Origin of the sequence: Veillonella absiana, from assembly GCF_032970865.1 — a bacterium.
Lineage (GTDB): Bacteria > Bacillota > Negativicutes > Veillonellales > Veillonellaceae > Veillonella > Veillonella absiana.
Genome location: NZ_JAWJZB010000002.1, coordinates 220,891 through 234,979, shown reverse-complemented (window position 1 = coordinate 234,979; position 14,089 = coordinate 220,891). Strand labels below are relative to the sequence as shown.

The 14,089-nt window shown below is 38.6% G+C and carries 11 protein-coding genes; 10 read left to right on the top strand and 1 reads right to left on the bottom strand.

Going from position 1 to position 14,089, the window contains the following annotated elements:
• Positions 1 to 7: 7 nt before the first annotated feature.
• The 4 genes from RVY80_RS02500 (at position 8) to RVY80_RS02485 (ending at position 5,170) form a co-directional block, all read left to right on the top strand.
• Positions 8 to 1,459 carry an amino acid permease gene (locus RVY80_RS02500; protein WP_295190290.1) on the top strand — a complete coding sequence of 484 codons (1,452 nt, stop codon included), beginning with the start codon at positions 8 to 10 and terminating at the stop codon, positions 1,457 to 1,459.
• Positions 1,460 to 1,834: 375 nt separating this feature from the next.
• Complete coding sequence (locus RVY80_RS02495) at positions 1,835 to 3,070, top strand: SPFH domain-containing protein (RefSeq protein ID WP_317329540.1); 1,236 nt, start codon at positions 1,835 to 1,837, stop codon at positions 3,068 to 3,070.
• Positions 3,071 to 3,078: 8 nt separating this feature from the next.
• A complete protein-coding gene (locus RVY80_RS02490; protein WP_317329538.1) occupies positions 3,079 to 4,182 on the top strand; it encodes a TFIIB-type zinc ribbon-containing protein in 1,104 nt (367 codons plus the stop codon).
• 10 nt (positions 4,183 to 4,192) lie between these two features.
• Positions 4,193 to 5,170: a TPM domain-containing protein gene (locus RVY80_RS02485; protein ID WP_317329537.1), complete on the top strand. Its 978-nt coding sequence runs from the start codon at positions 4,193 to 4,195 to the stop codon at positions 5,168 to 5,170.
• 87 nt (positions 5,171 to 5,257) lie between these two features.
• On the opposite strand, the gene RVY80_RS02480 is transcribed toward RVY80_RS02485, so the two are convergent.
• Positions 5,258 to 6,628, bottom strand: a complete 1,371-nt coding sequence (locus RVY80_RS02480; protein ID WP_317329536.1) for a hemolysin family protein — start codon at positions 6,626 to 6,628, stop codon at positions 5,258 to 5,260.
• A gap of 191 nt (positions 6,629 to 6,819) precedes the next feature.
• Here RVY80_RS02480 and RVY80_RS02475 point away from each other — a divergent pair, with 191 nt between their 5' ends.
• From RVY80_RS02475 to galU, 6 genes are all read left to right on the top strand, one after another.
• Positions 6,820 to 7,725 carry a hypothetical protein gene (locus tag RVY80_RS02475; protein WP_317329535.1) on the top strand — a complete coding sequence of 302 codons (906 nt, stop codon included), beginning with the start codon at positions 6,820 to 6,822 and terminating at the stop codon, positions 7,723 to 7,725.
• A gap of 128 nt (positions 7,726 to 7,853) precedes the next feature.
• Positions 7,854 to 9,785 (top strand): LTA synthase family protein, encoded by a 1,932-nt coding sequence (locus RVY80_RS02470; RefSeq protein WP_317329534.1) that lies wholly within the window; start codon positions 7,854 to 7,856, stop codon positions 9,783 to 9,785.
• Between the two features lie 31 nt (positions 9,786 to 9,816).
• A complete protein-coding gene (locus tag RVY80_RS02465) occupies positions 9,817 to 10,575 on the top strand; it encodes a glycosyltransferase family 2 protein (RefSeq protein WP_317329532.1) in 759 nt (252 codons plus the stop codon).
• Positions 10,576 to 10,595: 20 nt separating this feature from the next.
• On the top strand, positions 10,596 to 11,795 hold the full coding sequence (locus tag RVY80_RS02460) for a glycosyltransferase (protein ID WP_317329531.1): 1,200 nt from the start codon (positions 10,596 to 10,598) through the stop codon (positions 11,793 to 11,795).
• 36 nt (positions 11,796 to 11,831) lie between these two features.
• On the top strand, positions 11,832 to 13,025 hold the full coding sequence (locus RVY80_RS02455; RefSeq protein ID WP_317329530.1) for an O-antigen ligase family protein: 1,194 nt from the start codon (positions 11,832 to 11,834) through the stop codon (positions 13,023 to 13,025).
• Between the two features lie 182 nt (positions 13,026 to 13,207).
• The gene (gene galU, locus RVY80_RS02450) at positions 13,208 to 14,083 is read left to right on the top strand and encodes a UTP--glucose-1-phosphate uridylyltransferase GalU (RefSeq protein ID WP_317329527.1); all 876 of its coding nucleotides are present in this window, start codon (positions 13,208 to 13,210) and stop codon (positions 14,081 to 14,083) included.
• The last annotated feature ends 6 nt before the right edge of the window (positions 14,084 to 14,089 follow it).

The window sequence follows — 14,089 nt, the reverse complement described above, 5'->3', positions numbered from 1 at the left end:
AACGCATATGTCTGACAATAATAATCAAAAATTACATCGTACCCTCAAGGCGCGTCATATGAATATGATCGCTCTTGGTGGTGCAATCGGTACAGGCTTATTCGTGGCTGGCGGTGAGGTTGTCTCTACCGCTGGCCCAGGCGGTGCCTTGGTGGCGTATGGTTTCATCGGTTTGATGGTGTACTTCTTGATGACATCCCTCGGTGAAATGGCGACTTACCTTCCTATCTCTGGTTCTTTCGGAACCTATGCAACACGTTACGTGGATCCTGCCTTTGGCTTTGCCCTTGGTTGGAATTACTGGTTCAACTGGGCTATTACGCTAGCTGCGGAAATTGTAGCGGGTGCGCTCATTATGAAATACTGGTTTCCGGACGTTCCGGCTATCGTGTGGAGTGCTATTTTCCTTGTGTTATTATTTGGCATGAATTATATGTCCACACGTGTCTTTGGTGAAAGTGAATATATATTCTCTAGCATCAAGGTTATCACCGTATTCGTATTCTTATTTGCTGGCTTTATGTTGATTTTTGGTTTTGGCGGAACAGCCCCAGGATTTGAAAACTGGACTGTTGGCGAAGCCCCATTCGTTGGTGGTTGGGCCAGCATCATGGCTATCTTTATGGTAGCGGGGTTCTCCTTCCAAGGTACAGAACTCATTGGTGTTGCTGCTGGTGAATCAGAAGACCCAGAAAAAAATGTACCAAAAGCTATTAAAACTATCTTCTGGCGTATTCTATTATTCTATATTGGATCCTTTATTGTTATCGGTTTCTTGATTCCTTATACAGATCCAAACTTGTTGAATAGTAGCGTTGAAAATATCGCTATCAGTCCATTTACGTTGGTACTTGATCGTTTTGGATTTGCTTTTGCGGCTAGTTTTATTAATGCCATCATTTTGACAGCTGTATTATCTGCTGGTAACTCTGGATTGTACTCTTCCACTCGTATGCTCTATGCATTGGCTAAGGAAGGTCAAGCACCAGCTGTATTTGGTAGACTAAACAGCCGTGGTGTTCCAGTAGCATCTCTTTGTTTAACATCTGCCTTTGGTTTATTTGCATTCTTGACTAGCCTTATTGGTGAAGGTACGGCTTATAACTGGATTGTAAATATTAGTGGTATGAGCGGATTTATTGCGTGGGTTGGTATCGCTATTGCTCACTATCGTTTCCGTCGTGCTTTCAAAGCGCAAAATAAAGATTTGAACGAAATTCCATACCGTGCGTCCTTATTCCCATTCGGACCATTGTTGGCATTGGCATTGTGTATCATCATCATCGTTGGTCAAAACTATACAGCCTTCATGGGTGAAACTATTGACTGGTATGGTGTCAGCGTAGCCTATATCGGTTTACCTGTATTCTTTGCAGTATATTTAGGTTACAAATTCACAAATAAAACTAAATTGATTCCTTTGAAAGATGTGAATCTTGATCGAGATTATGATAAATAATACTTATATTATGAAATCTGAATAAGGAAATTAAAAAAACCGCTGGTACAGAGTTTATTGACTTTGCATCAGCGGTTTTATTTGTAAATGAATATTTTATTTAGATAGTAAAATGCCCTCTCTTAGTTGCCTATACTAAGAGGGGGTGCATATAGTGCAAATTTTACCGTTTGCCTACTATTATTATAGCATCTGTAATACTTGAGTCAATACGATTAGATAGAACATCAACAAATCGTGTAATAAACTATTTTCTTTCAAAATTCTATTGAATACTGTAAAATCAAAGGTAAGAATGAAATTTTTAAATATAATGATTACATAGTTTTATATAAAAGGATTTTTAGCTTTCACAAGCGGAAATAGGAGAACAAAATGGGTTTAATCAAAGCTGGTACTGGTGCGATTGGTGGCGTGTTAGCGGATCAATGGAAAGAGTATTTTTATTGCGAGAGTTTAGATCAAGATATTCTCGTAGCAAAGGGGCAAAAGCGCATTAGCGAGAAACGCAGTTCTAATACGAGTGCGGAGGATAATATTATCACGTCTGGTTCCGTCATTGCCGTTAATGATGGTCAATGCATGATTATCGTTGAGCAAGGCAAGGTGGTTGACCTTTGTTCCGAGCCTGGCGAATATACCTATGATGCGTCTACAGAGCCGTCTATTTTCGGTGGTAATTTGAAAGATGATATCAAAGCCGTGTTTGAACGTATTGGTAAACGTTTTACCTTTGGTGGTGACACTGGCAAGGACCAACGGGTGTACTATTTCAATATCAAGGAAATTATGGGCAATAAATATGGTACAGCTAGCCCTATTCCATTCCGCGTGGTAGATACGAATGTGGGTCTTGATATAGATATTTCCGTACGCTGCTTTGGTGAGTATTCCTATCACATTACGAATCCAATGTTGTTCTACACAAATGTGTGCGGTAATGTGGAGGATACCTATTCTCGCGAGAAAATCGATGGTCAGTTGAAAACTGAGTTGATGACCGCGTTACAACCAGCCTTTTCTAAAATTTCTGCTCTAGGTGTTCGTTACAGCGCTATTCCTGCGCATACACAAGAAATCGCCGATGCATTGAATGAAATTTTGACACAAAAATGGAAGGAATTGCGGGGGATCGAAATCGTTGCCTTCGGAGTTAGCAGTGTGAAAGCTAGCGATGAAGATGAGCAAATGATTAAGGATCTTCAACGCAATGCAGCCTTCAAAAATCCAACAATGGCAGCGGCTGAACTCGTAGGTGCCCAAGCAGAGGCTATGAAATTGGCGGCCGCTAATGAAGGCAATATGGGCGCGGCTATGGGTTTTATGGGCATGAATATGGCGAACCAAGCAGGCGGTATGAATCCGGCTAATCTATATGCCATGGGTGCGCAACAAGCGCAACAGCCAGTGGAGCCAGCGCCTCAAGCAACACCTGCTCAAGCGACTCCTGCAGCTGATGCTAACTGGACATGTGGTTCATGTAATACCGTAAATACTGGCAAGTTCTGCGGTGAATGCGGTGCAGCTCGTCCAAGTGCAGATTGGACTTGTTCTTGTGGTACTGTAAACACAGGTAAATTCTGTAGTGAATGTGGTAACAAACGTCCATAGGGGGAAATATGGCAGATACTACAGTCAATTATAAATGCCCCAATTGCGGGGCGCCGCTGACCTTTATACCTGGCAAAGACACAGTGACTTGTGAATACTGTAATACAGAATTCGAGGTTGCTACTATTGAGACCCTCTATGCAAAACAAGAGGAACTAGCGGCCAAGGCACAGGCAGCAAAGGAAGAAAAATGGGAGGTAAAATCTGCTAATACAGAGTGGAGCGATGAGGAAAGCGCTGGATTGACTACTTTCACCTGCTCGTCCTGCGGGGCTGAGCTCGTGTGCGATGAGAATACCATCGCTACGGAATGTTGTTATTGTGGCAATCCGACGATGATTCCGGACCGTTTCACAGGCATGTTGAAACCAGATTTTGTAATTCCTTTCAAAAAAACGAAGGAAGATGCAGAGGCAGCGCTGAAGGAATTTTATAAGGGCAAATTACTATTGCCGGATCTGTTTAAAAAGGAAAATCGTATCAAGGCCATTCAGCCCATGTACGTACCATTTTGGTTGTTCGATTCTAGCGTGACCGCATCGGGCATTTTCAAGGCCGAAAACGATATGATCGTGGATACTGGCGATACCATCGTAACGACCACCAGCGTGTATCAATGCGAACGCGAGGGGCAAATGAATTTTGTGAAAGTCCCAGTAGACGGTAGCAAAAAAATGGATGATACCTATATGGAAAGCATCGAGCCCTTTGATTACAGCGAAATGCAACCGTTCAGCACGGCCTATCTCGTGGGTTATTTAGCGGATAAATATGATGTGGAATCCGATGCGGTGGTACCGCGTGCCAATGAACGTGTGAATAATACGGCTGTTGAGTATTTGAATGGCACGGTAAATGGATTTATGCGCGTGTCCTTGATGGATAGTGCCATCAATAAGGATAAACGAGATCTGCACTATGCCTTGGCGCCAGTGTGGATTGTGACGACGCAGTACAATAAACAGCCCTACACATTCATGATGAATGGTCAGACTGGTAAAGTCGTAGGCAGTTTGCCATATGACAAGAAAAAGGCCCTCCTCTATCCTACGGGCGCTATGTTAGCGGCTGGTCTCATTGGTTATCAGCTCATCAAGCTATTCTTGGTTTAGGAGGTGTACTATGAATCCTAATAAATATATAGCAGCGGTGATGAGTGTATTGGTAGTTTGTTTGAGTTTGGTGTTTACCAGTTCTCTAGCAACGTCTGCGTATCCGTACACGAATAGTCAGAATAACAATACGCAACAAATGCAACGTACTAGTCAGCAGGAAAATATTGTTAACAGAAATCAGCAACACAATAGTAATTCGCAGCAATCAACGGTCAATACATCCTATCAAGGTATTGGCAGCAACACTATTGATAATATGACATCTTTATTAACATTAGATGGCTCTGGCATCGTAGATAATGCAGGTTTCCTTAATACACAGCAACGTAGTGCCGTAACATCTACGTTACAAAAAATTGGCAAGGAACATGGTATTACCATGGCAGTGGTGACGGTGTCTACCATCAATAATCAGGACCCTGGCAAATACGCAAATAAACTCATTGATTCCTATATCAAGCACGGCGAGAATGGGACTATCGTGTTTTTGCAGGTGCGCGATCAACGGCAATGGTATATTTCCACCGATAAAATATTGAAAGCAAAAATAGATAATCAATACGGCATTGAGTATATCAGTGAATATGTAGTGCCTTTGTTAAAGCAAGGGGATTATAGTGGTGCTTACGAAATGTATGCTACCAAAACGGGTGAACTCGTTTTTTATTATGAAAAAAATGGTGAACCTTGGACTCCGCAAAAGGATTTTAGCCCTGAATCTTTTGGAGTTGCAGGTTTATTAGCAGCCTTTGTGGGATGGTTAACTCGAAAAGGACTCATTAGTTCTATGAGCAATGTGACACCTAATGCAACAGCAGATAATTATATTGATACAAATAGTTTCTCTGTTACAAAGAGTAATGATCAATATATGTATCAATATGTAACTGTGGTGCCGAAACCTAAAAATAATAATCGTGGCGGAGGAGGAATTACATTTAATTCCTCTGACGGTGGCCACGGCGGTGGCGGCGGACGCTATTAATACAAAAATACCTCAGCAATTGATATGAACCCTTAACATTAGGAATCAGTACATTGGCTGAGGTATTTTGTGTTTATCGTAGTCGTATTAATTTTTTTCTTCGGCTTCTTCAGTTTCATCCACTACCGGTGGCACATAGGTAACTAAAATCTTATCGATACGGGTATTATCCATATCCATGATTTCGAAGGTATAATCTTCCCATGTTACTTTATCAGTTTCGCGAGGGATGCGACCGAATAATAGATTTAACAGACCACCCATGGTCTTGTAGAAATCTTCTTCTTCACCAGGGAGTTCTTGATTAATGTGGAAGAATTCCTTGAATTCATCTACGTCGAGGAGACCGTCAACGAGCCAGGAATTATCAGTACGTTGAATGATACGATTTTCTTCCTCTTGAATTTCTTCTTCACCGGATGGCATGAGCCCTACGATTTCCTCCATAATATCGTGGAGGGTTACAAGTCCGCTAAATCCGCCATATTCATCGAGGACAACTGTTTCGTGAACACCTTCATTACGGAATAAATCGAGCAATTTCATCAAGGTAATGCTTTCAGGAACGAGCAACGGTTCTTTCACACAATTCTTGATGATGGTGGACATAGGCATATCCTCTGGTTGTTGCATGTGTTGCACTAGCACGTCCGCAACGGTGATGAGGCCTTTCAATTCGTCCAGGGAATCTTCGCCCACAGGAATGCGGTAATGATTGGCATTCTTGAGGACATCCATGATTTCCTCGTCCGTGCCGTTCAAATCAATCCATTTCAATTGCGTGCGCGGCGTCATAACGTCGGCTGCATTCATGTCCGCCAGGTGAAAGATATTTTCAACCATGATTGGTTCTTCTTCTTCGTAAGCGCCGAGGGCCACGCCGTCGGTGAGCATTTTGTTGATTTCAGATTCCGTAACAGGGGATTCTTCTTTTATTTTTACGCCTAGAATTTTTAATAGGAAATCCGTGGAATAGCCCAAAAATACAACGATGGGTTTTAAACTCACAGATAACCAATAAATTGGTTTCGCCACGAGCACCGCGATGGATTCAGGGGAATTGAGGGCCAATCGTTTTGGCACCAATTCGCCGATGACCAAGGACAGGTAAGTAATGATGGCTACGATGATGAAAGAACTAGCTGATGCAGCGTAGGTGGCCATACTTGGGAACGCAGATACCAATACCTCCTCTAACGGACCTGAGAAGGTCGCACCAGAGTACAAACCAGTTAAAATACCGACGAGGGTAATACCAATTTGAATGGTAGAAAACATTTGGTTTGGATTCTCCGCTAATTCAAAGGCCTTTTTTGCTCTTTCATTACCATCCTCTGCCATCTCCTCCAATTTGCGTTTCCGCGCATTGACGATGGCTAGCTCTGTCATGGAAAATAATCCATTCGCAACAATGAGGGCAATAATAATAATAAAATCTAGGGTCAGGTCACTATCCATGTGAATTTGTTTCTCCTTTTTACTCTGTAGATGCCTCTTGTAAAAGCACAGATAACAAACATCTACTATCTCTTTATTATTCTAAAGAGTTTTAGTGTTCATTTCAAGTAAATTCCTCTATTTTCTGCTATAATAAAGTATTATGAATGTAAACGCTAACTCGTAGCGTTTACTAGAACGGAGAGTAAGGAATGAAACAAATACATGGCATTGTAGATGCTAAATTAATTCAATCGATACGACAGTCTCTAAAGGAAAAATATGGACAGGATCAACATATTCAACAAATTATCGAAGAAATTGGTACGGATGAGGGATTAACTCGTGACGAGTTACAGGTGGTATATCAAGCCTACTTGGAGGTTAAGGAACGTTTGTATTACACGTCCCTTTTGAATAATTTGTGGAATCAGATTGAGGATATTCAGGACCGTATGGCCCTCCTTCATGTGTATGAATCACTGGAACAGGATTTATCACAAGATGCACCAATTGCGCCTAATAAATCTAATACGCCAAATACATTACATGCACCGAATATGCAAAATGCACCAAGTACATCGAATGTAATTGATCCCGATGACGAAACAGACGGCATCATCAATATGAATTGCCATATAGAAATGGAACCATTTACATCAGTAAAAAATGATGCTGATCATATTGACCTTGATGACACGTCTCACAACGATATCATTGATGATTTAGATGATTATTACGGCTCTCAAGGTCATGTAAATAATGACGTAACAAATAGTTCAAAGAGTGATGTAATAGATACTTCTAAACACGCTGACCTACAAAATATTAAATTAAAACCCATTGATACTACAAACGTAGAGGTGCCTCACATCGTGATGGAACTTTTGAACCAAGTGTACACAAAGGTTAAAGAAGATATCGATAGCGGCAAGATTTCCAAGAAATCCCTAAAACAAAATGCTAAGTCTCTTAAAAAAGAGGCCAAGAAACTCAAGTCTGAGTTCAAAAAATCTAAAAAAGACAAGAAATCAAAAGATAAGCTTAAGAATAAATCTAAGGATAATACCAAGGATAAAAAAGCAAACGTAACATCCAAGGATGCTAAAAAAAAGTAGAGTCTGATCAGAGACAACATACATGTCTATGTGGTAAAGGTAATTCCTGTAAAACAGACAAATGTAAAAAGTATCACAATAAATATATGTAGTGTGTGTATAAAGAACAGTGTGTAGTGGAAAAATATATGAGTCGTTGGAAATTATTTATTAAAAATGCACAACAAGAAGCAAAGGGCTTTGTGTTCTTTATTGTGCTATTATCCGTTTTCAGAGCTGTGTTTATTGGTATATTTAATACCCAATTAGCCAGTACGATGATACCTGAAATTTTAGAGGCCATGTGGTTAGGGTTTCGGTTGAGTCTCAAAACAGCGGGTTCTATTGCATTGTTGGGATTGGTGTTTGCTACGGTTCCACAGATGATTTACAAAAAATGGAAATCCGGGACCATTCGATTCACTATCTATAGTATCGCTACGTTAGTACTTACATTGCTATTCTTCGGACGTATTCCGTACTATACTATATTCAATTCTGGCTATAATATGATGCTTATTAATGGTAAAAATGATGATATTAACGCCATAATCAATACAGGTATTAATGAATACCACGCCATTCCATTTTTGATTGGTGGCCTTGTAACGAGTGGTATCATAATCTATCTATTAAAACGTGTACTCCACACGAATACCATTGAATGGGAACCGTCTACGAAACGTCAACAATGGATTTGTGGTGTTGGTGGTTTTCTAGCTTTTGCGGTATTGGCTATATTTGTTCGCTATGGCGGTGCCTTTAATTACGCGAATTCCATTAATTGGGAATCGGCAGCGCGAACGAAATCTAATCTTTTAAACGAGGCGATTTTAGATGATCCGCAGGCTCTATACCGAGTACAATCCATAGCGAAACGGATGAGTAAAATGGCAGAGATTCAATTGACGCCACAGGAATTATCTGAAAAATTAGCATCTATCGGGGCAAATCCTAATGGTAAAAGTTTTGATGAATCCTTTACTAAAACGATTACAGAGGCTAAATTAAATCAGCAACCTAATGCAGTATATGTTATTTTAGGTGAATCCTATGGTTTATGGCCATTTTTACCAGAATTTGATGGTATCGGTAATTATGTAGTGGCGGAGGGCAAGAAATTCGCTAATGCACCTAATGCGATGCATACGAAATATGCTCTGGCGCAAGGAACAGGTACCATGCCGGCTATCAATGGTTTGCTCACAGGTATGCCAGACGTAGGATTATATCCAAATTACGAAGGTATCAGTTATAAACAGCCTTATGGATTAGGTATCGGCCCTGTGATGAAACAATTGGGCTATAAAACAGTATTCTGGTATGGTGGTTTCAGTACATGGCAAAATGTGAAAGATTTCGCACTTTCACAAGGGTTCGATGAATTCCATGATGCATCAGAAATGAATGATGACAGCGGTAATGCCTGGGGCGTACCGGATAAAGCCTTGTTCAAGGCCATTGAATCCTACATGGCGGCCCATAAAAACGAGAAAATCCTAAATGTCATTATGACCACATCGAACCATCCTCCGTATAGTTTGAATTTGAAACAAGAAGGTTTTGATGCTTCTAAGGTCGTAAATCATATGCCAGACACCATTGAAAATACGGAACAACGTGTCAATGAAATCGGCCATTTCTGGTATGCGGACCATGTGATGGGCGAATTTATCACGGCCATGGAACAACAAGATCAGAGTTCTATTTTCGTTATCACTGGCGATCATAGTGAAAGATTCACCTTTGCCCGTGACATAGGTCTAGAGGTGGTATCCACGATTCCTATTATTTTCTATGGTCAAGGTATTACCCCAATGATGATGCCAAATGACCAATTTGGTATGAGTATTCAAATTATTCCAACCCTTGCTGAACTCGTAGGGCGATCAGGTCAAACCTATGAGGCGATGGTACCAAGTTTATTTAAAACAGAACCATTTGAATTCAACCATCGTCTATGGATGGATAGCAAAGGTATTTATACAGAAGATGCATCCATGCCAGCTACGTTCCAAACAACAATGAACACAATGCGCGAACTCGCAGCATGGCGTATGCGTCACGGAAATGCTAAATAGGATTTAGTAAATAAGAAATGAGACATAGTACATGAGTAAATTAACTGTCATTATTTTAGCTAAAAATGAAGAACAAAATATTGTAGATTGTATCAATAGTGCTAAATTTGCTGATGATATTCTTGTTATTGATGATTTTAGTAAAGATCGAACCGTGACATTAGCTCAAGAATTAGGGGCGCGTGTAATACAACACGGTCTTGATGGCAGTTGGGAACAACAAAAAAACTTTGCTATTAAGGAGTCTCAAGGTGAATGGATTTTTTTCCTTGATGCAGATGAACGAATTTCTGAAGAATTGGCAAAGTCTATGCAAGATGCCATTAATAATCCAGAAAAAGGATCCTATCTAGTACAACGGGAAAATAAATTCCATCATAATGAGGCTACACATGGTGTATTACGTCCAGATTGGGTTTTACGTCTCTGTCCTAGAGATGGTGCCATGGTATTGGGTAATGTACATGAAAAATTGACATCCCCCTATGATGAAAGTAATCTCAAAGGTATTCTATATCACTATACTTACGATAATTGGGATCAATATTTCCGTAAATTTAACCAATATACATCCTTATTAGCCATACAATACCAAGAACGTAATAAAAAGGTATCCTTTGTAAAAGACATTATATTCCGTCCATTGTGGGCCTTTATTAAAATGTATATTTTACAAGGTGGATTTAAGGATGGAAAAATGGGATATATTTTATCCGTAAATCATTATTTCTATACTATGACAAAATATGTGAAGCTTTACTATTTGTATAAATCTGGTGGTAAATTATAATCGGATTATGGAGGTGCACGATGAAAATTGCTATATTAGAGAGCATCATTATGCCAGCTGGCCATGAGGTTGAATTTGATCGCATTCTTGTGAATGAAGTAAAACGTCGTGGTGACGAGACTGTTTTTTTTGTACCTGAAAATTTTCCATTCAAGATAGATTACAAAACTGATGTTTCCTACTTATCTGGTGGTGAGGTTGTGACCTATGCTGGGGTCAGTCCACTAAAAAAACTATGGTTATCTATACTTCGTGAAAAACGACGTCGTGCTTGGTTTAATAGCGCTTATGACAAGGCTATGGCTGGTGAATGTGATGCCATTATCATTCCTACAGCGACGTATCGCTACGTCAAGGCTATCGTAGATACAAAACTCAAGGATAGCCCTGTGCCTGTGTATATTATTTTCCACGGTATCAATAATAAGGAACAAGCTAACTTTGTGAAAGCAGCAAAACTCATTGCATCGTATAAAAATATCCATCTCAAGGTCATTACCTTATGCCATAATTTAGATAGTGAGAACTTGGATAATGTTGATTGTATTATCCCACCAGTATTTAAACCAGTTCATATAAGTAAAAACTCTGAGTATACTGAAGATGTGACTACAAACACGGAGCCTGCCACACAGGGTGATGGAATTATAGATGTATCATCAACAAAGATGGATGAGAAACCTCTAACATTAGGTGTTTTTGGACAATTCCGAAAAGAAAAAAATATTATTCCTTTCCTCGATGCCTTTATAAAAGCTCAATTTAATCGACCTGTGAATCTTGTGGTACAAGGGGCAACGGCAAAACCAGAGGACTCCCAATTATTTGAGGAGATGCAGAAAAACTATGAGCAATACGATCAAATATCATTTGTTCATAAGAGTTTGATTGGTCCTGATTGGGAACGAGCGTTATTAGATGTAGATGTTATTGTCTTGCCTTATGGGGCTAAACGGTATCTGTATCACTGGAGTGCTATGCTCTTTACGGCTATTGGATTTAATAAGTGTATACTCCAATCTCGTGAAATCAATCCAGAGGTATTAGAAAAATACCCTATTGGTGCCTTTATTGATATTACCGATGTAAATGTATTGCAACGAGAACTAGAACAGTGGGTTCAAGAATACACAACTCATATGGCAGATATTTATCAAGCCTTAGAATGTGCTAATCACGATTTTGGGCATGAAGAATTTGTAACACAATTGTTGAGATAAAAGCTATAATATTCTTTTATTAGATAGGGGGACTCTATGTTTAGCAAATTGAAGCATGTTTCATTAGAAACCTATATTGCTATTTTTATTACTATTATGGCCTGTATTACAAGGCTATCTATGGCTATAGGGCAAATTAGCTATGTATTAGCCATTTTACTTACTGGTATATTAATTTATAAACAACGTCATACATACAAAATTCCAACATATGTGAAAAAATATGCAAAAGCCTATGGTATTATGTTGTTATTTTTATTACCTTCTGTATTATTTACAGGTAATATATCAGTTTCATTTCCAGAATTCTTTAACGTGTGGATTTGGAGAATCCCTGTATTTGCTATTATTGTATTAGGCATAAAAAATAAAAATACATTGCTTACTATGTTGGCAATATTTTTATTGGTATTTGGTATAGATAATTTAGTGGCGTTTATTCAGCCTATCATAGGATATGTGCCACGTGGGTATGGTTTTGGATCTAGTCCATTAACTATTGCAGGCATTATGGTTATGATGACACCAGTTATGCTGGTAGCATTATGGGACTCAGTATTTCCTAACTATGTAAAACAGAGTTCTTTCTTTGCTCTTTTTTCAATGTTCTTTGGTATGCATGGAAATCAGAGTAGAGGGTCTTGGATTTTTACACTATTACTGTTTCCTTTTGCATCTTGGCAATATATTTGGGCTAAGAAAAAGTATTTAATTTTATCTTTGGCTGTTATTGCTACTGTTATTGCTTTATTTGCTTCACAACCTTTTTATGTAGCTAAATTTTACTCTATTGCTAATACAACTACCGATGGTTCTAATTTAGGACGATTTGATGTTTGGCAAAGCTCCGTTAATATGTTTAAAGATCATCCATTAATAGGTGTTGGTATTGGTCAATGGAGAGATTATTATGAATTAATGTATCGATTACCGCGCGAAACACAACATTTATATCATGCGCATAGTAATTTTTTCCAATTAATTAGTGAAGTTGGGGCCATTGGTTTTATTGGAGTAGTAGGATTTTATTTGTTTTTGGTGATAGATAGTTTTAAAAATTGGATGAAAGATAAAAATCCATATGATTTAGCAGCATGTGGTGCTATTATTGGGTATATATTCTTGTTTGGTCAATTTGAATATACTTTAGATAATTCATCTGGTTTACGGATTATGTATTTTATATTGGGAATCTTATGGCAATTAAAATATATTTCATATAAGTCTTAGGTTATACCAAAGTACTATCAAAATAAGTTAATATTGATAATAAATAATCGATGGTTATCGATATAAATATGTGAAAATAAGGCATAAGATAAACATAGTGTGTTATTGATTTGAAAGGGGATTTCTGCCTTGTGATATTTAGGATAGAAGTCCTTTTTCTTTGTATACAAAAGGAGTGTAGTATGTCTCTTAATAAAATTAGAAAAGCCGTAATCCCTGCAGCGGGGTTTGGGACGCGTTTTTTGCCGGCTACAAAGGCACAACCAAAGGAAATGTTACCAATTGTTGATACTCCAGCCATACAATATATTGTTCAAGAAGCTATTGATTCGGGGATTGAAGAAATTTTAATTATTACAGGCCGTAATAAGCGTGCTATTGAAGATCACTTTGATAGTAGTATCGAACTTGAACAATTATTACAACAACAAGGTAAACAAAAACAATTGGATATGGTTCGTAAATTGGCAGATATTAAGGTGCATTTTATTCGTCAAAAATCTCCTCGTGGTTTAGGAGATGCTATTTATTGTGCAAAGGCATTTATTGGTGATGAACCATTTGCTGTGTTACTTGGTGATGACATTGTATATAATCCAGAAAATCCTTGTTTAAAACAATTGATGGATTGTTATGATGAGTATCAAGGGTCTGTATTGGGTGCACAATTTGTACCAGATGATAAAGTGAGTTCTTATGGTATTGTATCTGGTGAACAAATTGAAGATAACTTATATAGAGTACAAGGTTTAGTAGAAAAACCATCTAGAGAAATGGCACCATCTAATTTGGCTGTATTAGGTCGTTATATTTTAACTCCAGACATTTTTGATTCTTTAGAAAATACAAAACCAGGTGCGGGCAATGAAATCCAATTGACAGATGCATTAGCACGGTTAGAAACACCAATTTATGCATTAGCTTATGAAGGAGTTCGTTATGATACTGGAGATCGCTTAGGATTTTTGAAGGCTAGTATTGAATATGGTTTGAGAAAGCAAGATATTAAACGTGATTTATCAGACTATTTGAAAAATCTAGATGTAGATAGTTTTTAGTAAATA